A 19,377-nucleotide genomic window follows, 5' to 3' on the forward strand; every position below is an offset into this window, starting at 1 on the left:
TCACAGCTTCGCGCATCACGCAAAGCGATCCAAATCGATTTGCTCGAACGAAGGGGTGGACATGAAGTATGGGACGGGAATCCTTGCGGCCATTCTGCTATTCCTGAATGGGTCAGAGGCAAGTTCTGCAGTACGCATCGCGAATGATCGAGGCGGTCTGATCGCGACTTACATCGTTAAATACCAGCGTCTGGCCTCATCGGGCGAATCCGTGGTCATCGACGGTCTCTGTGCCTCGGCATGCACCATGGTCCTCAGCGCGCTGCCTCGCGACAAAATCTGCGTAACTTCGCGCGCGGCGCTCGGCTTCCATGCGGCCTGGAACTACGGCGCCAATGGTCGCGCCTTCACCGATCCCGAAGCAACCTTCATGCTGTACTCGACCTATCCGACGCCGGTGCGCCGCTGGATCACTCGCAGGGGCGGTCTGACTCCTCACACGATCTTTCTGAGCGGAAAGCCGCTGCAGGAGATGTATCGACCGTGCTGATCAGTCACGCGGTACTAACGAGCTTCTATCCAACGCCCTTGGGTTCCGGGAAATATCGGGCTGACGTCGCGCCGAACCGGCCCTTCTGGCCTTTCAGGCGGATGCGCGTCCGATGACAGGCTCCGCGACGAAGCAATCCATGCATTCCCTTGTGGCGAGATGGATTGCTTCCGCCTTCGCTCTTCGAGCTGCGGCGGACAAGTCGCTTCGCGCGCAATGACAGTCGGCGTTTACCTCTTCTTCCACCCACCCCTATGTCCCGGCGCGCCGCCGCTTGACCGCGGCGCGGGCCCGAACTCCGGTCCTGACTCGCGCGAGTTGGTCGGCTGGAAGATCTTGCTGCCGCTGCCCAACTCGGGCTTGCGCGGCTTTGCCGCGTCGGGGCGGTAGGGCAGGGATTCCGGGCCGGCCATTTCGTCGAGATGGGGTTTGTGGATTTTTGAGGGACTGCCGCTGCGGCTCACCCCACCTCGACCGCCTGCGGCGGTCGACCCTCCCCCTGCAAGGGAGGGTGAAGAGGCGCTGCGCTTCTTCATGGCGCTGACGGGGAGGTTGGCGGCATCACCATATTTCCTGGTGCCCGCATAGGCGCCGGCCTGTCTCTGCACGGCGCGCTGCTTCGCCGTGGGATCGTCGACTACGGCCATCTCCGTCGCGCGCAGGCGTTTGACTTCGTCGCGCAGCCTTGCCGCTTCCTCAAAGTTCAAATCGGCGGCGGCTTCGCGCATTCTCGTTTCGAGGTCGTTCAGCACGGCCTCGAAATTGTGGCCGATCGAGATGACGTCGTCGGCCATGCCGCCGTCGCCGATTTCGACCAGGACGTGGTCGCGCTCGTAGACGGAGTTGAGGATGTCGCCGATCGATTTCTTCACGCTCTCCGGCGTGATGCCATTGGCCTCATTGTACTCGACCTGCTTCTCGCGGCGGCGGTTGGTCTCGGCGATGGCGCGCTCCATCGAGCCCGTCATCTGGTCGGCATAGAGAATCACCTTGCCGTCGACGTTGCGCGCAGCGCGGCCGATGGTCTGGATCAGCGAGGTCTCGCTGCGCAAAAAGCCTTCCTTGTCGGCGTCGAGGATCGCGACCAGCGCGCATTCGGGAATGTCGAGGCCCTCGCGCAGGAGGTTGATGCCGACCAGCGCGTCGAACGCGCCGAGGCGCAGATCCCGGATGATCTCGATGCGCTCGATGGTGTCGATGTCGCTGTGCATGTAACGGACGCGGATGCCCTGCTCGTGCAAATATTCGGTGAGGTCTTCCGCCATCCGTTTCGTCAGCACCGTGATCAGCGAGCGGTAGCCGGCCGCGGCGGTGGCGCGGACTTCGCCGACGAGATCGTCGACCTGCGTGCGCGCCGGTCGAATATCCACGGGAGGATCGATGAGGCCGGTCGGGCGGATCACCTGCTCGACGAACACGCCGCCGCTTTCGTTGAGCTCCCAGCCGCCCGGCGTCGCCGACACTGCGACCGTCTGCGGGCGCATCATGTCCCACTCCTCGAACCGCAGCGGACGGTTGTCCATGCAGGAGGGCAGGCGGAAGCCGTATTCGGCAAGCGTCGCCTTGCGGCGGAAGTCGCCGCGGAACATGCCGCCGATCTGCGGCACGGTGACATGGCTTTCGTCGGCGAACACCAGCGCGTTGTCGGGCACGTATTCGAACAGCGTCGGCGGCGGCTCGCCGGGGCGGCGCCCGGTGAGGTAGCGCGAATAGTTCTCGATGCCGGCGCAGCTACCGGTCGCTTCCATCATTTCGAGGTCGAAGGTGGTGCGCTGCTCCAGCCGCTGCGCTTCGAGCAAACGGCCCTGGTTGTTGAGCTCGTCGAGCCGCAGCTTCAGTTCTGACTTGATCGACTTGATCGCCTGCACCAGGGTCGGGCGCGGCGTCACATAGTGCGAATTGGCGTAGATCTTGATGAATTCGAGATCGTCCTGCTTGTGGCCGGTGAGCGGATCGAATTCCTCGATATTTTCCACGGTGTCGCCGAACAGGTTCACGCGCCAGGCGCGGTCCTCATAGTGCGCCGGGAAGATGTCGATGACGTCGCCGCGCACGCGAAAAGTGCCGCGGGTGAAATCGGCCTGCGTGCGCTTGTACTGCAGCGCCACGAGATCGGCGATCAACTGCCGCTGGTCGATGCGCTCGCCCTTCTTCAGCGCAAAGGTCATCGCGGTGTAGGTCTCGACCGAGCCGATACCGTAGATGCAGGAGACGGAAGCTACGATGATGACGTCGTCGCGCTCGAGCAGCGCACGCGTTGCCGAGTGGCGCATGCGGTCGATCTGCTCGTTGATCGACGAGTCTTTTTCGATATAGGTGTCGGTGCGCGGGACGTAGGCTTCGGGCTGGTAGTAGTCGTAATAGCTGACGAAATACTCGACCGCATTGTCGGGAAAGAAGTTCTTGAACTCGCCGTAGAGCTGGGCGGCCAGCGTCTTGTTCGGCGCGAGAATCAGGGCAGGGCGCTGCGTCGCCTCGATCACCTTGGCCATGGTGTAGGTCTTGCCGGAGCCGGTGACGCCGAGCAGCACCTGGGTCCGGTCGTTGCGGTTGATGCCCTCGACCAGTTCGGCGATCGCGGTCGGCTGGTCGCCCTTCGGCTGGTATTCGGACTTGATCTCGAAGCGCACGCCGCCTTCGGATTTTTCCGGGCGTGGCGGCCGGTGCGGTGTCCACACCTTCATCGAGCCGTCGTCTTTACGGAATTCCGGGCGGCCGTCGCGGATCAGGCTCTCCAGCGCCTCGGCGGTCGCCTTGACGCCGAGCGATTCCATCTTGTTGCGCGGCGGGCGAGCGAGCGCTTCCTCATCGTCTTCGGCGGTGGGCAGGCCGAGCTGGCGCGCAAGCTCAGGGTCGAGGGTCGGGATGCTGGCCGCGGTGCCGTAGTTGGCTTGGGGGGCTTCGTCGAGGCCGCGTCCGGCATCGCGTTTGGCGAGGTCATCGCCCGTCCCCTTGGTCGAAGCGCGCGCGCGATGCGCCGCCGCCTCGCCGCCAGCGCGGCGGTCCCAGGAATTGTCGGGCGGAGGCTGCAGGCCAGTGCCGGAACCGGTGCCGGCGTCACCGCGGTTGATCGCGGGATTGAGCAGTTCCGCAAGCGTCGGCCCGATCGGCTGAATGTCGGGCCGATGCGCCTTGGATTTGGGGGCTTTGCCTGATTTTTTGGGAGCGTCTGGTTTCTTCGCCATGCGGCGAATATGGGACGAGTCAGCCGGTGAGAAAAGGGCAAATGGCCGCGCGAACGGGCGCGCTGTCGTGTGTCAGCAGATGTCAGCAGACGCGAGTTCGGAACCGTTACACGCCTCAGGCGCGAAGGTCGTCATTGTCAGCCCTGACCGGCGCGTTCTTGACGATGTCGAGATGAATCCTGCCGCAGCGCGTGCAGCGCATGGTCCAGTATTCGGCACCGGCGCGGCCGGGAATGATGCGCAGCACCGCGAGCGCAGCGCTGCAATGCGGGCAGGTCGAGAGGAGCGGCGTGGCCTGCAGGGTCTGTTCGGGAGAGGGAACGGAGATTCGGCCAGGCAGCGCGCCGGCCGCGTCTATGGATTCGTGAGCCGCGGGCCGAAACGGTCGATATGGGCTTTTGCGTCCGCAATCGCCGCTTCCGGATTCGACCACGCGAAACCGACTTCGAGGGTCGGGAACGCCATGCCATCGATCACCACCGGCGCCTGATCGGCCCGTTGAATCCTGGCGTGCCATAGCCCTCTTCCTGCTTCGAACGACTGAATTTCAAAGCCGCCATAGATCATGGCGCGTCTCCCGGAATTACCCATGGGGCGAGGAGAGCACGGTGCGGCGAAGGCAGATGTGAAGGGTTTCACATGTCGCCAAGGTTTTTTTGGACAAATCGGCTGTCATCGCCCGCGAATGCGAATGCTGGCGATCCAATATTCCAGAGCCGTCGCGGTTTCATCACTGCTGCCGCGGCATACTGGATACCCCGCTTTCGCGTATGAGGTCGTGTTTGGGTTGCGAGCGCCGAAAAACGGAAAATCACCGCCGCGCCAGAATATGATCCGCCAGCACGGCGGCGTCGTCGCCGACGCCGGAAAGAAACGAAGAGCTCATTTTCGACAGCCATTGCAGGCCGAGGAAATACAGCCCGGGCACGGCCGAGATGCCGTTGCGGTGGATCGCTTCGCCGCGCGCGTCCAGCACCGGCAGATCGATCCAGCCGAAATCGACGCCATAACCGGTAGCCCAGATGATCGACGTGATGCCTTCCGCGGCCAGGTCGAGGCGGCGGATCGGCGCGGCGATGCACGGCGGCTCGGGCAACGTCACGCGGGCGCCGGCATCTTCGGGCAGTTCCAGCCGCCGCCGTTTGACATATTCATCGACGGTATCGAGGAACGTGGTGTAGGAGACATCGCCGTCGGCAAGACTCTTGTCGAGCCCCGGCGCGATGTCGATTGCACCATCATGCGCGGCCTCGAGACGTCCGAGCAAGACCATGCCGCGGGCGGCGAAGTCGCGGAAATCAATGGTGCGGCCGCCATAGGCGCCTGAAATCACCGGGCCGAGGCGTGCGGGCCCGCGCTCCTCCGGCGTGATCTGGTCGAGCTGCATTTCAGCGAGCCACCAGATCAGGTCGCGGCTGCGGTAGCGGCGCGGCAGGCGGCGGTGCCGTGCGATAGAAAGATAGACGCGCCGGCCCGCCTGCAGCAATTCCTCCGCGATCTGCGCGCCCGACGCGCCGCCGCCGGCTACCAGGACCGCGCCCGGCGGAAGCTGCTCGGGATTCTTGTAGGCCGCGGCGTGGACCTGAAACACAGAAAGCTCGCGCAACACGTCCGGGATAACGCCGCGCTGATAGGGACCGGTGGCGACCACGACATTATCGGCCTCGATGCTGCCGCCGGTGGTCTCGGCGACGAAGCGCCCGCCGTCGCGCTGCGATAGCCGCGTTACCTCGACGCCGCAGCGGACCGGCGGCTCGACGAACGCGGCATAATCCTCGATGTATCGGATGATGGTGTCGGTATCTGAAAAGGCATCGGGATCGCTGTGCGGAAACGGAAAGTCCGGCAGCCGCACCGACCAGTTCGGAAACTGGAATTTCAATCCGTCCCAGCGTTCGCTGCGCCAGCGTTCGGCGATCCGGTGGCGCTCAAGCACCAGATGCGGCAGTCCGCGCTGCTTGAGGCGATGGCTCATCACGAGGCCGGCCTGGCCACCGCCGATCACGAGTGTTTGCGTTATTTCATCCGGCATGTCTGTGGCCCCTGCGGTGCGTGGCGGGTTCTGCCGCCGCGCGAATGATCCAGCGCCGGAACGCGGCGAAATCGCGCTGCCCCGTACTGAAGCCGCGATAGACCAGATACCAGCGCATGCCTTTCGGCACGCTTAACGCAAATGGCGCGACCAGCCGGCCGGCGGCGAGGTCGTCGTCGATATAGGGCCGGATGCCCATGGCAATGCCGAGGCCGTCGACCGCGGCCTGCAACGCCTGGCCGTAAAATTCGAACTCCGTTCCGCGCGCGGTGATGCGGGCGGCGCCGGCGGCCTCGAGCCATGCCGGCCAGTCATCGGGCGAATGCGCCACCCGCAGCAGGGCAGGTCCCTTGAGGTCGGCCGGACGCTTGAGTGCGTTCGCCAGGCGCGGCGCGCACACCGGCAGCAAATCGGCAGCGAACAGCGGCTCAGCGATCAGGCCGGGCCATTCGCCGTCGCCGAGCTTGATGCCGCAGCTCCAGTCCTCGCCGAACGGCACCGCGGCGCCGCCGGTGGTGATGCGAACGTCGATGTCGGGCTCCTCTTTGCGGAAATCCGCCAGACGCGGGATCAGCCACTTCATCGCAAAGGTCGGACCGACGCCGATGGTCAGCACGCGGACGCTGGCAGGCGCGGTGACCTGCGCCGTCAGGCTCGCCAGCGCATCGAAGATCGGGGTCAGCCCGCTTTGGTAGGCGCGGCCCGCCGCCGTGGTGACGAGGCGGTTGGCCTTGCGCTCGAACAGGGCCACGCCGAGCCGCTCTTCCAAAAGATGCACCATCCGGCTGACGGCGGCGGCCGACACGTTGAGTTCGGAGCCGGCGGCAGCGAAGCTGCCGGTGCGCGCCGCGGCCTCGAACGCCTTGATGCCATTGAGAAAGAGCAGCCGCCGCACATGACCCTCAGGAAAACTGATGCCAGGGCAAGATAACTCGGTTTGCCTATGTGCGGCAAGCGAGGCACAAGAATGGGTGTGGTTTCAGGTTGAAGCGGTGCCGGGTTGTTCAACCTGTCCCCGCTCTTCGCGGGGAGAGGAAGCAGGGGCAGCGCCGCCCGCGTTTCAACTGAGCGCTTGCGCAAGGAGACTTTTCGTGACGCCGCTGGTGATTGCAGCCCTTGGTGCCTTGATGGTCGCGACGGCGTTCCTGTCGGGGCTGTTCGGCATGGCCGGCGGGATGATCCTGATCGGCGTGCTGCTGATGCTGATGCCGCTGCCGACCGCGATGGTGCTGCACGCGATCACGCAGATGGCGTCGAACGGCTGGCGCGCGTTCCTGTGGCGCGCGCATATCCGCTGGCGGCCGGTGTTCGTCTATCTGATCGGCTGCGGGCTGGCGCTCGGGGTCTGGTCACTCACCCGCTACGTGCCGGACAAGCCGATTGCATTGCTGCTGCTCGGGGTGACGCCGTTCATGGCGCGGCTGATGCCGAAGAACCTCAAGCCGAACCCGGACAGCATCTGGCAGGGCTCCTTCTATGGCTTCATCTGCATGGGGCTGATGCTGATGACCGGCGTGTCCGGCCCCTTGATGGACACCTTCTTTCTCGGCGGCAATTTCGGACGCCGCGAGGTGGTCGCCACCAAAGCGACTTGTCAGGTCGCGAGCCATCTGACCAAGCTGATCTATTTCGGCGGCATCATCGACCAGGCCGCCACGCTCGATCCGGTGCTCGCCGCGGTTGCGATCGCAGCCTCGATGCTCGGCACCACGGTGGCGCGACGGATACTTGAGGCGATGAGCGACGCGCAGTTTCGTACCTGGGCGCACCGGCTGATTACGACGGTGGCGGGCTACTACATTCTTTATGGAAGCTGGCTGCTGGCGACGCGCGCGAGCGCGCTGGCGTTCTGAGTTGCGCCGCTTCTGATCGGGAGGCGCTGATGAGCGAGACGACAGATCCCCTGGTCCTCGACCTCGTTGAGTGGATCGCGCGCGAGCCCAGACTCTATTCCGAGGTGATCGAGACCTGGCGCACTTCATGCCCGCGGCTGACGATCTGGGAAGATGCCATCGACCGCGGCTATGTCGCGCGCCAGCCGGCGACGGATGGCGTGCGCGTGGCGGTCACCGAAAGCGGCGCCCAGTTCCTGCGTGAGCACGGCCGCAGCGATTAGTCCGCCTCCATCACATTCGCGCGCGCACCTGCCAGCACCGATTGACTTTCCGCCTGCTATCCGCCCAAATTCATGCAGTCGCATCTTTCTTGCGAAAACAAGAAATCAACGCACAGCAAGGATCGCCCGATGATCGATCTTCACTACTGGACCACGCCGAACGGCCACAAGATCACGATGTTCCTCGAGGAGACCGGGCTGCCTTACAAGATCTTCCCGGTGAACATCGGCAAGGGCGAGCAGTTCAAGCAGGAGTTTCTGGCGATTGCGCCCAACAACCGGATCCCCGCGATGGTCGATCATGAGCCGAAGGGCGGCGGCAAGCCGATCTCGATCTTCGAATCCGGCGCGATGCTGCTCTATCTCGCCGAGAAGACCGGCAAGTTCCTGCCCTCCGATCTCTACGGCCGCTATGACGTGATCCAGTGGACGTTCTGGCAGATGGGCAATCTCGGCCCGATGGCGGGGCAGAACCACCACTTCTCCAACTATGCCCAGGACAAGATCAAATACGCCATCGACCGCTACGTGAACGAGACCAACCGCCTCTACGGCGTGCTCAACAAGCGCCTTGCGGACCGCGCGTTCATCGCCGGCGACTATTCGATCGCCGACATGGCGAGCTATCCCTGGATCGTGCCGTACAAGAACCAGAGCCAGAACATCGACGATTTCCCGCATCTGAAGCGCTGGCTGGAAACCATCCGCGCGCGGCCGGCCACCGAGCGCGCCTATGCCAGGGCCAAAGAGGTCAATCCGAATTTCGGCCAGCCGGTGAACCGCACCGAGGAGGAGCGCCGAATTCTGTTCGGCCAGACCGCGGCGGTGGTGCGGTAGGCAGGCTGGCGCGGCGAACTCATCTCGTCATATGCGGGCTTGCCCCCGTATCCATCTTCTAGAAGGATGGATTGCCGGGTCGAGCCCGGCAATGACGACATGCTATCACAGGCGGAAGGCGCTTGGCTCGCGCGCAGCGGCATCGGAAGCCGCCACTATTACGGCTGCGGGCCGGACAGGTTCATTTCGCGCTCGGCCCGGAAAACGTTGCTGTGCAGGTTTGCGATCCATTGCCGTCCGCTCGACGTGACGTTGAGGTAGCGTATTGCCGTCTGAATTTGCGGCGCGACGTTGTTCCAATAGAACTGCGGATATTTGTAAACAACGTCTGCCGGCGTCTCGTAGCCGAGGGTCTTGTTCATACCGACTTCTTCAAATTCGTAGAACAGGGCATTCGATTTTTTGAGGTAGTTGGGGTCGCCGAGTTGCCCGATGAGGTCGGCCGCGCGCAGCAACAGGCCCTCTTCTTCGGTCAGCTCGTCATTCGACGATGATGCAGCATACGGAAATCGCGTATACTCGATCGCCCGGGCGATCCGGCTCGCATCAACTTCTTCGGCGGCGTCGAACCGCTCGAACACAAACAGCTTCGAGCGGTCAACATGATAGGGTCCCAGCGCAGCATCGGATGAACCTCGCGCCAGGCGAATGGTTCGGCCGCTGAGATCTGCGACATAGGAATCCCCATCATCTCCCTGGACAATTCCACGAACGAATCCAATGTCGTGGGTGAGGCACGCCAGGATGAAATTGGCGTAGTCATCCGCCGTCATCGACCGCAGCATCGCCCGACCCATGAGAATGTCGTGCCCGGCAAGGGTTACGAGCATGGTGTGTTCGATGTTGTGATACAGGGCGTCGCTGTTGCCGATGCATTCCAATGTGAGCCTGGCTGCATAGGGGAGAAATTCAGCTAGCCGGGCGTGGGAGGATCCAAACCGGCTTTTGGTGTCCGACGCCAAAAACGACCCCAAGGCTTGCGCCACCAGTTCCGGGATTGTGATCATCTGAGCACCGCCTCATCTGCGAGGTCGGCCACATGATAGCACATTGCCGTTCTTTCCGGTGGCAAATATCTGCTCGCACCAGCAGAGGTGAGCCAACTTCTGTATCCGGCACACTCGTGCCCGCTGATCGGCCGTGCGCCGGATGCTCTCCGGCGTGCCTCTCTCCGGAGAGCCGGCCAGGCGGCTTACCGCGCGTTGGGTATGATGACGTTCGTCGGACGCAAATCAGCAGGCAATGATTGCTGCTGCGTCCGCGCTATCGCCGAGGCTGTAAATTAGTTCTATCCGATAACGATGTTAGCTGTGACGTAAAATGAAGGCGTAAGCTGATTCCCTTGGTGGCCGTTAGGGGAGACGCGTCATGACCGATCTTGAAGCCAGGTTGGAGCGGTTTGAGACTCTCGCTGCCGAATGCGAACTGATCAGCAAGTTGACGGTGCATGGGGCAAAGCGCGAGCTATATTCGCGCCTCGGCGTGCATTACCGCGAACTGGCGGACGACATGCGGACGGTGATCGCATTGTCAGCAGCGAATACCACGCCTGCCGTCAATGGCCGCGATAGACCGGCGGCCGGCGCGCAATCCACGCATTGATGCCTTCGTCAAGGCCGGCGGATCTCCCGCGAGCAGGATGATTACGCCGTCGTCGGTATAGCCATGAGCGTGCGCGGCGACCAGCTATTGAAACAAACCCGATCGGTGTTGAAGTGCCGTCCATATCGAGCAGGACGGCACCGACGTTCCAATTGCGGCTCAGGCTGCCCCCGCGCGCTGCATTGCGAGTTTGCGCAGGCAATCCGGGCAGAGGCAATCGTTGCCGTCCACCGGCAGCGGCATCCGGAACGCCTCGTCATTGCACCAGCAGGGGCCGGACAGGTTGCAGCCGAATTCGGTGCCGCAAGCTTCGCAGGCGAGCCGGCGCGAGGACTGATTTTTCAAACGATTTGTCATCAATGAGGGCCGCATCCTGACGCCGAATTAATCCCGGGCTCACACCGAGGCGCGTTATACTCCGCCACTATACGCCCGGAAAAAACGCAAGGGAAATCCGATGGCCCGCGATTCGCAAGCCGCCCTTGTCGCGCTCAATCGCTTCGGTTTCGGTGCGCGCGGCGGGGCGTCCGGCGATTTTCTCAACGCCGCATCCGATCCGCGCGGTTTCGTCAAGGCGGATCTTGGCCGTCCCAATGGCGCGCTGCTCGAAGTGCCGGGGTTGCAGTCGACGCCGGCGCTCGGCAAGGCGGCGTTCGACTACCAGTTCGAGGTGCAGCGGGCGCGCGATGCAGCGGCCAAATCCGCCGCGCCGCCTGCCGCAGGTGAAGGCGCAACGCCGCCACCGGAGGCAAAGGGCCAGCGGCGAAACCTTTCGCTGAGCAGCATCGCGATGGAGATGGCGCCGAAGGAGACGCCCGCGAAACCACCGGAAGCTGCAACGGCGCCGCCTGCCGAGACGATGCAGCCCAACACACCAAAGCCGTCGCCGCCGCGGCCGGCAGAGCTCAACATCATCCAGAAAACCTTTCGCGCCGAGGCACTGGCGCGGCTGCAGCGCGCCGTGATCACCGACAGCGGATTTGTCGAGCGGCTGGTGGTGTTCTGGTCGAATCATTTCTGCATTTCCGCCGGCAAGGGCGGGCTGGCGCAGATGTGGGCCGGTTCGTTCGAGCGCGAGGCGATCCGGCCTCATGTGCTGGGACGCTTCGGCGACATGCTGAAGGCGGTCGAGCAGCATCCGGCGATGCTGTTCTTCCTCGACAACCAGCAATCGCTGGGTCCGGACTCGCGCGCCGGGAAGAATCGCAACCGCGGACTGAACGAAAATCTCGCCCGCGAAATTCTCGAGCTGCATACGCTCGGTGTCGGCGGCGGCTATTCGCAGGAGGACGTCACGGCGCTGGCGAACGTCATCACCGGCTGGACCTACGCCGGAAGGCAGGGCCAACTCGGCGCGCCCGGCACCTTCGTGTTCAACGCCAATGCGCACCAGCCGGGCGCACAGCGGGTGATGGGAAAGATCTATGACGCCGCCCACGTGACGCAGGGCGAGGCGGTGCTGGCGGATCTCGCGCGTCACTCGTCGACCGCGAAATTCATCGCGGGAAAATTCGCGCGCCATTTTGTGTCCGACGATCCGCCACAGGCATTGGTGGCGCAGCTGGCCGATGTCTTCACGACAACCGACGGCGATCTCAAGGCGCTGGCTGTGGCGCTCGTCGACTCCGACGAGGCCTGGAAGGCGCCACTTTCCAAGATGCGTTCGCCCTACGAATTCCTGATCGCGGCCGGCCGCCTGCTGGCGCAGATTCCGAACAATCCGAGCCTCTATCTCGGCGGCCTGAGGACGCTCGGCCAGCCACTATGGTCGCCGGCCGGGCCGAACGGCTTTCCCGACAGCAACGCCGCGTGGCTGGCGCCGGAGGGCATGAAGCTGCGCCTCGATATCTCCACCCAGATTGCGTCACGGCTCGCCGAGGGCGTCGATCCGCGCGACCTGCTCGAACTCGCCGTCGGCGACACGGCCTCGGTGGAGACGCGGCGGACCGTCGAGCGCGCGGAATCACGGCAGCAGGCGCTGACGCTGTTATTGATGTCGCCGGAATTCCAGAGGAGATGACATCCATGGGAAGCACAATGGATTGCTGCGAAGACCTGGGGGCATCAGCGATCTCACGGCGTGCCGTGCTGCTCGGCGGCGCATCCTTTGCGGCATGGGCGTATTTGCCGAAATTTGCGCGCGGAGCCGACGGCCGCGATCCGCGTCTGGTGGTTGTCATCCTGCGCGGCGCGCTGGACGGGCTCGCCACCGTCGCGCCGATCGGCGATCCCGACTATGCCGGCCTGCATGGCTCGATCGCGTTGTCGTCGAGCGGACCGAATGCGGCGGTGCCGCTCGATGATTTCTTCTCGCTGCATCCGGCGATGCCGGAGTTTGCGCGGATGTATCGCGACAAGCAGGCTGCAGTCATCCATGCGGTGGCGACGCCCTATCGCGACCGCTCGCATTTCGACGGACAGGACGTGCTGGAAAGCGGCTTCGCCGGACCCGGCCGGGTGCAGTCCGGCTGGCTTAACCGTGCGCTGGAAGGCCTGCCGAAAGGCGAGCGGGTGACGAGCGCGCTGGCGGTGGGGCCGACCACGCCGCTGGTGCTGCGCGGCGCGGCGCCGACCGTCGGCTGGGCGCCACTGGCGCTGCCGCAGGCCAGCGAGGACACGGCGATGCGGCTCGTCGAACTCTACTCTCACCGCGATGCCGCGCTGGCGTCGGCGCTGAAGCAGGGCCTCGCGCTCGACAAGATGGCGCAGGGCGACGACATGAAACCGAAGCCCGGTGCCAACGGTGCCGCCGTGATGCGGTTGGTGGCGCGCGGCGCCGCGCGGCTGATGGCGGCCGACAACGGCCCGCGGATCGGCGCGCTCGCCTTCGACGGCTGGGACACGCATGCCAATGAAGGCGGCCCGGCGGGCCGGCTGGCGCAACTGCTCGGCGGCCTCGACGGCGCGCTCGCCGAATTCGAAAGCGGATTGGGGCCGCGCTGGCGCGACACCGTGATCGTGGTCGCCACCGAATTCGGCCGCACCGCGCGCATCAACGGCACGCAGGGCACCGACCACGGCACCAGCACGATCGCGCTGCTTGCCGGCGGCGCTGTGAACGGTGGCCGGGTGATTGCGGACTGGCCCGGACTGAAGCCGGCCAGCCTCTACCAGGGCCGCGATCTTGCACCGACCGCCGACCTGCGCGCGGTGATGAAAGGCGTACTGAAGGACCAGTTCGGCCTGGCCGATCGTGTGCTGGCGGAGAGCGTGTTTCCGGACAGCGGCACGGTGAAGCCGATGCAGGGATTGGTGGGATAATTCTTAAACCTGTCCCCGCCCTTTGCGGTGAAGGACGGGGAGAGGGAGCGGAGAGAGCGCCGTTGCCGCTATTTCGTAATCCGATCCACTTCCGCCATTTCCTCCGCGCTCAACGTCCAGCCGATCGCCTTCACGTTCTGCTCGACCTGTTCGACACGGGTGGCGCCGGCGATGACGCTGGCGACTTGCGGGCGCTGGGCGAGCCAGGAGAAGGCCAGTTCGAGCAGGGTGTGGCCGCGCGCTTGCGCGAAGGCCTGCAGCTGCTCGACGATGTCCTCGTTGCGTGCCGTGACGTAGCGGTCCTTCAGCGCCGGCGCCTTGGCGAAGCGGGTATCGGCGGGGGCATCGGTGCCGCGCTTGTATTTGCCGGTGAGAAGCCCGCTCGCCAGCGGGAAGAACGGTAGCAAGCCGAGCTGGTATTCCGTTGCGACCGGCAACAAATCCTTCTCGATGCCGCGCACCAAAAGGCTGTATTCGTCCTGGCAGGAGATGAAGCGGCCAACGTTCATCTGCCGCGCCAGCATTTCGGCCTCCGCAATCCGCCAGGCCGGAAAGTTCGAATTGCCGATGTAGCGGACCTTGCCCTGGCGGACGAGATCGTCGAGCGCGCGCAGCGTCTCTTCCATCGGCGTCATCGGATCGTACTCATGCTGCTGGTAGAGATCGATGTAGTCGGTCTTCAGCCGCCTCAGGCTCGCCTCGACGGCGGACATGATGTAGCGGCGCGAGGCGCCCTGCTTGGTGCCGTCGGTCGCCATCGGCTTGGCATACTTCGTCGCCAGCACGATGTCCTTGCGGCGATCCCCGAGCACGGTGCCGAGCACGGTCTCCGAGCCGCCCATGGCGGCATAGATGTCGGCGGTATCGAACAGGGTGATGCCGAGGTCGATCGCCTTGTGGATGACCTTGCGCGAGGTCTCGAGGTCAGTGCGCTGACCGAAATTGTTGCAGCCGAGGCCGACGGCGGACACACGCAAGCCGGAGCCGCCGAGGTTGCGAATTTGCATGGATTGATCCTGTAGAAAGAGCGCTGGAGCGGTGGATTGTGGCGCGCGTCCGCGTAGGCTGCAAGGGCGGGTGAAGGTTGCCAATCCACCTATGCGGCCGGAAATCGCCGCTTGACCCGCGCGTCGATCGGGACCTGCAGTCCAAGGGAAATATATCCGTTGGTCCCGTAATGGCCGGCGAGCAGAAGCAGTTGGAGGATGGCTTCCTCGGCAAAGGCGCCGCTCAGGTCGGCCCAGAGCGCATCGCTGATCGCGGCGGCGTCGTGAAGTTCGTCCGCGAGACGTATCAGCACGCGATCTTCGGCCTCCCAGCAGGAATCGTCGGCCGTGCCATGGACTGATGCATCGAGCTGATCATCGTTCATGCCCGCCTCTTCGGCAAAGTAATGCGCGCGCAAACACCATTCGAAGGCGTTGCGGCATCGCCCGGTGACGCGCAGCAGGAACACTTCGCGCTGCCGAAGGGTGAGATGACTAGGTTGCAGGTAGGCGACAGACCCGAGCCGATAGGCCCGAAGGAGACGCGGGTCGCGAGCAAGAATTGTAAAGTGCTCGAACGGCGGCTGCCAGGACGGCGGCAACTGATCGAACTGCGCCTGCACCTCGGCGGAATATGGCGGCAGAACCGGATCAATTCTCATGATGACTCGAGTTTTGCGGGGAAGGGCCGTCCGACCTCAGGCTCGAGCGGAAGCCGCAATCCATTGGCGATATAGGCGACGGTGCGATAATTGCCGGCCATCAACAAAAGCTGGATGATGGCTTCGTCCGAGAACTTCGTGCGCAACGCCGTCCAATGCTGCTCGCTGACCGACACGGTATCGTGCAATTCGTCAGCTAGTCGGACCAGCACCTTGTCGGTTGGCTGCCAACTGGCGTCGTCGGCGTCGCCATACACCGATGCGTAGATCTGGGCTTCGGTCAGGCCCGCTTCATCGGCGAAGTAGTGAACGCGCATGCCCCATTCATAGGCGCAGCGGCACCGCGCCGTGACCCGCAGGAGCAACACTTCGCGTTCCCGCACCGTCACATGGCTCGGCTCGAGGTAGCTGACCGCCGAGCCCGTGAAGCGCAACAGCAGGCGTTCATCGCGAGCGAGCACGGTGAAGAGCTTGAACGGAGGAGACCACGAGGCCGGAAGACGGTCGAACAGCGCCTGCACGTTTGGGGCGTAGGGCGGACTGACGGGAGCAATTCGCATCGCTTTGTTCCTCTGCGAGCGAAGGCTAGTACTGCGCATGGGATTGCGCCAGCGCATGTGCTGGATAACCTATATTCATAGCATGAATATCGACCTTGTCGCGGATCGATCGCCGATGAAGTGGCGCGATGGGTGCCCCGCAACGGCGCGACCATTTCGGTGAGTTGGACACTGGACAAAAAGATGCGGCCCCGGTCAGACGCGGCGACTGACGGGGACCGCTTGGGCGTGTGATCCGAGACGGGGGCCTGATCAGACGCGACTAAAACCTAATCGCGCTCTGTTACGGGGCCGTGACAAGCGGAATTTATCCACAGGGCGGCCGTCGACGGGAAGAGCAAGCTTCACAGCATCTTGCGGTACACCACGAACCCGGAGCGCTCCGCCACCTTGTCGTAGAGCTGCATCGCGGTGTGGTTGGTCTCGTGCGTCTGCCAGTAGACGCGCGATCCGCCGGCGCGCTTTGCCTGTTCGTACACGCCGTTGATCAGCGCGCGGCCGACGCCCTTGCCGCGCTCTGCCGCACTGGTGAACAGGTCCTGCAGATAACAATTCGGCTCGATCATGGTCGTAGAGCGGTGAAACAGATAATGCGTCAGCCCGAGCAGCTCGCCGCCGCTCTCGGCGACCAGCGCATGCACCGGCTCATAGGCGTCGAAGAAGCGCGCCCACGTCATCGCGGTGATCTCGGGCGCCAGCGCGGTCGGGCCCGAGCGGCCGTAGAACGCGTTGTAGCCGTCCCACAACGGCAGCCATTGCGCATAGTCCTGGCGGGTAACTAAGCGGATGGTGAGGTCGCTGGCCATGCGCGATTTCCGTTGTGATGAAGGGAGACGGAGGTGCAACGGTCATTAGTACAGACAGCGCAGCAGGGGATCAACTCTTAGGAGTGCCGCTATTCCGCGGCGCCGAGGTGCCGGGCCAGGCTGCGATGGCTGCCGCGCAGCGCGCGATAGTAGTCGGCGCTGCCGGGATCGTCGGAGTGGCGGACCAGGTCGGTGACCGGCGTGTAGCTCAGCATGCGTCCGCCATCGGGGAGCGCCGTGCAGGTGAAGCGCAACACCTCTCCGTCGGCGAGGTCGATATTGATCGGCGTGGAATCGCCGACCCTTATCATTTCGGTGCGCTTGGCGATGAACGCGCTCAACTCGTCCTCCGGCAGTTGCCAGGCGCCGGTGTCGCGACCGTGATACATCAGCGCGATGAACGGCGGCTGGGCGTCGGCCTGTGCGTCGGACAGCTTGAAGTAATCGCGGAAGGCGCGATTGATGAATTCGGCACGGGTGTCGGAATCGAGCAGCACGATGCCGATGTCCACCTGGTCGAGCGCGGCCGACAACCGTTCCGACGTAGCATGATGCTTCTTCTCCCACGCGAACGCGTCGACCCACTTTTTCCGCAGCAGGCCGGTGATCAGCGCGGTGCTGCCGGCGGTCGCCGCCAGCAACAGCATGCGCGCCAGGTCGGACATGTCGTAGCCGGGGCTGGCGCGATGGTTGAGGAAGAACAGCGCGGAAGACGCCACTGCGATGACGGCGCTGGCCATGCCGGAGACGATGCCGCTGATGGAAGCGGCAAAAGCGACGATGCAAACAAACAGCGGAGCGGGATTGGGGACCGCAACGACATGCCGGTCGACGAGGAAGGCGATCAACGCCGTCGCTGTCGTAAGAGCCGGACCGGAGATTGCGCGCCAGTCTAACTGCATGCCCGTTCTCGCCACTTGCCGGGAATAAGACGCAAGCATGCCTGATTGTTGCGATTATGCACGCGTTTCTGCCGCTAGTCCTAAGAGAGCGTTGCCCGCATGCGTAAGATTTTCGTGCTTTTGAAATCAAATGGTATCGAGCTAAGGAACGCAGTACCGCGCCCGACGATTGGCGCATACTATTTTGCAAGAGGACGTCAATGCCCACCGTTTCGCCCACGCTGCTCCCGGTCCTGATGCTGTTTGCCTCCAACGTCTTCATGACCTTTGCCTGGTATGGGCATCTGAAGTTCAAGGAGAGCCCGCTGCCGGTCATCGTGCTGGTGAGCTGGGGGATCGCCTTCGTTGAATACTGGCTGGCGGTGCCGGCCAACCGCTGGGGCAGCGCAGTGTATTCGCCGGCGCAGCTCAAGACCATGCAGGAGGTGATCACGCTCGTGGTATTCGCCGCCTTCTCGGTGCTCTATCTGAAGGAGCCGCTGGGCTGGCATCACGCGCTCGGCTTCCTCTTCATCGCCATCGGCGCGTTTCTGATCTTTCACAAGTTTTGATTTCCAGGAACGACGTTGATAGCCTCCTCTTTTCCTTCCAGTTACAGGCCGCCGCAACATGCCCCGACAGCATTCTGCTTCGCACCGGACTAGTCCTTTGATCGCATCGCTCGCGCTGGCATTCGTTGCCGCCGTGGCGCAGGCGGCGCCGGTGGCTGATATCCATGCGCTGGCGGAAGCCGAGCGACAGCCGTTGCTCGATACGCTGCGTGACCTCGTGAACATCGAATCCGGAAGCAAGGATCTCGAGGGCCTCGATCAGATCGCAGCGCGCATCGCCGCCCGGCTCAAGCAGCTCGGCGGCGCCGTCGAAATCCTGCAAGCCATCGACATCTACCGCCTGGACGACACGCCCGAGAAGGTGGGCCCGGCCGTGCAGGCCGTCTTCAAGGGCACCGGCAGCAGGAAGGTCATGCTGATCGCACATATGGATACGGTGTACCTCAAGGGCATGCTGAAGGATCAGCCGTTCCGCGTCGATGGCAACAAGGCTTTTGGGCTCGGCATTGCCGACGACAAGCAAGGCATCGCCACCATCATTCACACGGTGGCCCTACTGCAGAAGTTGAACTTCAGGGAATATGGCGAGCTCACGGTGCTCATCAATGGCGACGAGGAAATCTCCTCGCCCGGCTGGCGCAGCACCATCACCCGCCTTGGTGCGGAGCAGGATGCGGTGTTCTCGTTCGAAGGCGGCGGCCTCGACGGCACGCTACGGCTGGCCACCAGCGGCATCGGCTCGGCCTATCTCACCGTGCATGGCAAGGCATCGCATGCGGGCTCGCGGCCGGAAGGCGGTGTCAATGCGCTGTACGAGCTGTCGCACCAGCTGTTGCAAATGAAGGATCTGTCGAAGCCCGAGCAGGGCCTGAAGCTGAACTGGACCGTCGCTACCGCCGGCACCAACCGCAACGTGATCCCCGCCGAAGCCGCGGCGCAGGCCGATGCGCGCGCCCTCAAGGTGGCGGATTTCGATGCGCTCGAAAAGGCGCTGCAAGACAAGATCAGGAACCGGCTGCTGCCCGACGCCAAGGTGGACCTGAAGTTCGAAGTGCGCCGCCCGCCGCTCGAGCCCAACGACGCCTCGCGCCACGTCGCCGCTCACGCCAAGGCGATCTACCAGGAGGTCGGCATCGCGCTCAACGTGGCCGAGAAGGCCACCGGCGGCGGCACCGACGCGGCGTTTGCCGCCCTCAAAGCCAAGGGCGCCGTGGTGGAAGGCATGGGGCTATCGAGCTTCGGCGCGCACTCCAACGACGCCGAGTATGTGAAGATCGATAGCATCGTGCCGCGTCTTTATCTGGCCACGCGCCTGATCATGGATATGTCCACCGGCAGGTTGAAGTAGGTCGAAGCAATTCGCCCGTGCCATCCGCGGTCATCACCG

The 19,377-nt window shown here is 63.9% G+C and carries 21 protein-coding genes; 9 read left to right on the forward strand and 12 right to left on the reverse strand.

Features of this window, described 5'->3' with window-relative positions:
* The first annotated feature begins 61 nt into the window (after positions 1-61).
* Positions 62-490, forward strand: a complete 429-nt coding sequence (locus HCN50_RS13290; protein ID WP_171710121.1) for a hypothetical protein — start codon at positions 62-64, stop codon at positions 488-490.
* A 230-nt stretch (positions 491-720) separates the two neighbouring features.
* Here the strand turns inward: HCN50_RS13290 and uvrB are convergent, their stop codons facing one another.
* From uvrB to HCN50_RS13315, 5 genes are all read right to left on the reverse strand, one after another.
* Positions 721-3,675 (reverse strand): excinuclease ABC subunit UvrB, encoded by a 2,955-nt coding sequence (gene uvrB, locus HCN50_RS13295; RefSeq protein WP_171710122.1) that lies wholly within the window; start codon positions 3,673-3,675, stop codon positions 721-723.
* A 115-nt stretch (positions 3,676-3,790) separates the two neighbouring features.
* Complete coding sequence (locus HCN50_RS34250) at positions 3,791-3,922, reverse strand: hypothetical protein (RefSeq protein ID WP_283812078.1); 132 nt, start codon at positions 3,920-3,922, stop codon at positions 3,791-3,793.
* A gap of 107 nt (positions 3,923-4,029) precedes the next feature.
* Positions 4,030-4,242, reverse strand: a complete 213-nt coding sequence (locus HCN50_RS13305) for a hypothetical protein (RefSeq protein WP_171710123.1) — start codon at positions 4,240-4,242, stop codon at positions 4,030-4,032.
* A gap of 244 nt (positions 4,243-4,486) precedes the next feature.
* Positions 4,487-5,707 carry an NAD(P)-binding domain-containing protein gene (locus HCN50_RS13310; protein WP_171710124.1) on the reverse strand — a complete coding sequence of 407 codons (1,221 nt, stop codon included), beginning with the start codon at positions 5,705-5,707 and terminating at the stop codon, positions 4,487-4,489.
* The gene (locus HCN50_RS13315; RefSeq protein WP_171710125.1) at positions 5,697-6,602 is read right to left on the reverse strand and encodes a LysR substrate-binding domain-containing protein; all 906 of its coding nucleotides are present in this window, start codon (positions 6,600-6,602) and stop codon (positions 5,697-5,699) included. Before HCN50_RS13315 ends, HCN50_RS13310 begins: the two co-directional genes overlap by 11 nt.
* Positions 6,603-6,798: 196 nt before the next feature.
* Between HCN50_RS13315 and HCN50_RS13320 the strand changes: the two genes are divergently transcribed.
* The 3 genes from HCN50_RS13320 (at position 6,799) to HCN50_RS13330 (ending at position 8,660) form a co-directional block, all read left to right on the forward strand.
* The gene (locus tag HCN50_RS13320) at positions 6,799-7,560 is read left to right on the forward strand and encodes a TSUP family transporter (RefSeq protein ID WP_171710126.1); all 762 of its coding nucleotides are present in this window, start codon (positions 6,799-6,801) and stop codon (positions 7,558-7,560) included.
* A 29-nt stretch (positions 7,561-7,589) separates the two neighbouring features.
* A complete protein-coding gene (locus HCN50_RS13325; RefSeq protein ID WP_171710127.1) occupies positions 7,590-7,823 on the forward strand; it encodes a hypothetical protein in 234 nt (77 codons plus the stop codon).
* Positions 7,824-7,952: 129 nt separating this feature from the next.
* Complete coding sequence (locus HCN50_RS13330) at positions 7,953-8,660, forward strand: glutathione binding-like protein (protein ID WP_171710128.1); 708 nt, start codon at positions 7,953-7,955, stop codon at positions 8,658-8,660.
* Positions 8,661-8,818: 158 nt separating this feature from the next.
* On the opposite strand, the gene HCN50_RS13335 is transcribed toward HCN50_RS13330, so the two are convergent.
* Entirely contained in the window at positions 8,819-9,667 is an 849-nt protein-coding gene (locus tag HCN50_RS13335) for a metal-dependent phosphohydrolase (RefSeq protein ID WP_171710129.1), read from the reverse strand.
* Between the two features lie 361 nt (positions 9,668-10,028).
* Here HCN50_RS13335 and HCN50_RS13340 point away from each other — a divergent pair, with 361 nt between their 5' ends.
* A complete protein-coding gene (locus tag HCN50_RS13340; protein ID WP_171710013.1) occupies positions 10,029-10,262 on the forward strand; it encodes a hypothetical protein in 234 nt (77 codons plus the stop codon).
* Positions 10,263-10,421: 159 nt separating this feature from the next.
* Here HCN50_RS13340 and HCN50_RS13345 read toward each other — a convergent pair whose 3' ends face one another.
* The gene (locus HCN50_RS13345) at positions 10,422-10,619 is read right to left on the reverse strand and encodes a cysteine-rich CWC family protein (protein WP_171710130.1); all 198 of its coding nucleotides are present in this window, start codon (positions 10,617-10,619) and stop codon (positions 10,422-10,424) included.
* 100 nt (positions 10,620-10,719) lie between these two features.
* On the opposite strand from HCN50_RS13345, the gene HCN50_RS13350 reads away from it, so the two are divergent.
* Both HCN50_RS13350 and HCN50_RS13355 read left to right on the forward strand, forming a co-directional pair.
* Positions 10,720-12,282, forward strand: coding sequence for a DUF1800 domain-containing protein (locus HCN50_RS13350; RefSeq protein WP_171710131.1), 1,563 nt, complete (start codon positions 10,720-10,722; stop codon positions 12,280-12,282).
* A gap of 5 nt (positions 12,283-12,287) precedes the next feature.
* On the forward strand, positions 12,288-13,523 hold the full coding sequence (locus HCN50_RS13355) for a DUF1501 domain-containing protein (RefSeq protein WP_235976953.1): 1,236 nt from the start codon (positions 12,288-12,290) through the stop codon (positions 13,521-13,523).
* A gap of 68 nt (positions 13,524-13,591) precedes the next feature.
* Here the strand turns inward: HCN50_RS13355 and HCN50_RS13360 are convergent, their stop codons facing one another.
* From HCN50_RS13360 to HCN50_RS13380, 5 genes are all read right to left on the reverse strand, one after another.
* The gene (locus HCN50_RS13360; protein WP_171710132.1) at positions 13,592-14,530 is read right to left on the reverse strand and encodes an aldo/keto reductase; all 939 of its coding nucleotides are present in this window, start codon (positions 14,528-14,530) and stop codon (positions 13,592-13,594) included.
* A gap of 89 nt (positions 14,531-14,619) precedes the next feature.
* Positions 14,620-15,171, reverse strand: coding sequence for a carboxymuconolactone decarboxylase family protein (locus tag HCN50_RS13365; RefSeq protein WP_171710133.1), 552 nt, complete (start codon positions 15,169-15,171; stop codon positions 14,620-14,622).
* On the reverse strand, positions 15,168-15,692 hold the full coding sequence (locus HCN50_RS13370) for a carboxymuconolactone decarboxylase family protein (protein WP_171710134.1): 525 nt from the start codon (positions 15,690-15,692) through the stop codon (positions 15,168-15,170). The genes HCN50_RS13365 and HCN50_RS13370 overlap by 4 nt, the downstream gene beginning before the upstream one ends.
* A 383-nt stretch (positions 15,693-16,075) precedes the next feature.
* Positions 16,076-16,537, reverse strand: coding sequence for a GNAT family N-acetyltransferase (locus HCN50_RS13375; RefSeq protein ID WP_171710135.1), 462 nt, complete (start codon positions 16,535-16,537; stop codon positions 16,076-16,078).
* Between the two features lie 89 nt (positions 16,538-16,626).
* Positions 16,627-17,439, reverse strand: a complete 813-nt coding sequence (locus HCN50_RS13380) for a PAS-domain containing protein (protein ID WP_171710136.1) — start codon at positions 17,437-17,439, stop codon at positions 16,627-16,629.
* Between the two features lie 200 nt (positions 17,440-17,639).
* On the opposite strand from HCN50_RS13380, the gene HCN50_RS13385 reads away from it, so the two are divergent.
* Positions 17,640-17,990, forward strand: a complete 351-nt coding sequence (locus HCN50_RS13385; protein ID WP_171710137.1) for a DMT family protein — start codon at positions 17,640-17,642, stop codon at positions 17,988-17,990.
* Between the two features lie 58 nt (positions 17,991-18,048).
* The gene (locus HCN50_RS13390) at positions 18,049-19,338 is read left to right on the forward strand and encodes a M20/M25/M40 family metallo-hydrolase (RefSeq protein ID WP_171710138.1); all 1,290 of its coding nucleotides are present in this window, start codon (positions 18,049-18,051) and stop codon (positions 19,336-19,338) included.
* Positions 19,339-19,377 lie beyond the last annotated feature (39 nt).

The sequence above is a fragment of the Bradyrhizobium archetypum genome (assembly GCF_013114835.1).
Lineage (GTDB): Bacteria > Pseudomonadota > Alphaproteobacteria > Rhizobiales > Xanthobacteraceae > Bradyrhizobium > Bradyrhizobium archetypum.

What these genes read in the sequence shown, in the direction of transcription:
- HCN50_RS13360 (WP_171710132.1), bottom strand. Translation starts at nt 14,530, where the DNA reads ATGCAAATTCGCAACCTCGGCGGCTCCGGCTTGCGTGTGTCCGCCGTC.
- HCN50_RS13390 (WP_171710138.1), top strand. Translation starts at nt 18,049, where the DNA reads ATGCCCCGACAGCATTCTGCTTCGCACCGGACTAGTCCTTTGATCGCA.
- HCN50_RS13365 (WP_171710133.1), bottom strand. Translation starts at nt 15,171, where the DNA reads ATGAGAATTGATCCGGTTCTGCCGCCATATTCCGCCGAGGTGCAGGCG.
- HCN50_RS13330 (WP_171710128.1), top strand. Translation starts at nt 7,953, where the DNA reads ATGATCGATCTTCACTACTGGACCACGCCGAACGGCCACAAGATCACG.
- HCN50_RS13350 (WP_171710131.1), top strand. Translation starts at nt 10,720, where the DNA reads ATGGCCCGCGATTCGCAAGCCGCCCTTGTCGCGCTCAATCGCTTCGGT.
- HCN50_RS13375 (WP_171710135.1), bottom strand. Translation starts at nt 16,537, where the DNA reads ATGGCCAGCGACCTCACCATCCGCTTAGTTACCCGCCAGGACTATGCG.
- HCN50_RS13310 (WP_171710124.1), bottom strand. Translation starts at nt 5,707, where the DNA reads ATGCCGGATGAAATAACGCAAACACTCGTGATCGGCGGTGGCCAGGCC.
- HCN50_RS13290 (WP_171710121.1), top strand. Translation starts at nt 62, where the DNA reads ATGAAGTATGGGACGGGAATCCTTGCGGCCATTCTGCTATTCCTGAAT.
- HCN50_RS13380 (WP_171710136.1), bottom strand. Translation starts at nt 17,439, where the DNA reads ATGCAGTTAGACTGGCGCGCAATCTCCGGTCCGGCTCTTACGACAGCG.
- HCN50_RS13335 (WP_171710129.1), bottom strand. Translation starts at nt 9,667, where the DNA reads ATGATCACAATCCCGGAACTGGTGGCGCAAGCCTTGGGGTCGTTTTTG.
- HCN50_RS13325 (WP_171710127.1), top strand. Translation starts at nt 7,590, where the DNA reads ATGAGCGAGACGACAGATCCCCTGGTCCTCGACCTCGTTGAGTGGATC.
- HCN50_RS13355 (WP_235976953.1), top strand. Translation starts at nt 12,288, where the DNA reads ATGGGAAGCACAATGGATTGCTGCGAAGACCTGGGGGCATCAGCGATC.
- uvrB (WP_171710122.1), bottom strand. Translation starts at nt 3,675, where the DNA reads ATGGCGAAGAAACCAGACGCTCCCAAAAAATCAGGCAAAGCCCCCAAA.
- HCN50_RS13340 (WP_171710013.1), top strand. Translation starts at nt 10,029, where the DNA reads ATGACCGATCTTGAAGCCAGGTTGGAGCGGTTTGAGACTCTCGCTGCC.
- HCN50_RS13345 (WP_171710130.1), bottom strand. Translation starts at nt 10,619, where the DNA reads ATGACAAATCGTTTGAAAAATCAGTCCTCGCGCCGGCTCGCCTGCGAA.
- HCN50_RS13305 (WP_171710123.1), bottom strand. Translation starts at nt 4,242, where the DNA reads ATGATCTATGGCGGCTTTGAAATTCAGTCGTTCGAAGCAGGAAGAGGG.
- HCN50_RS13385 (WP_171710137.1), top strand. Translation starts at nt 17,640, where the DNA reads ATGCCCACCGTTTCGCCCACGCTGCTCCCGGTCCTGATGCTGTTTGCC.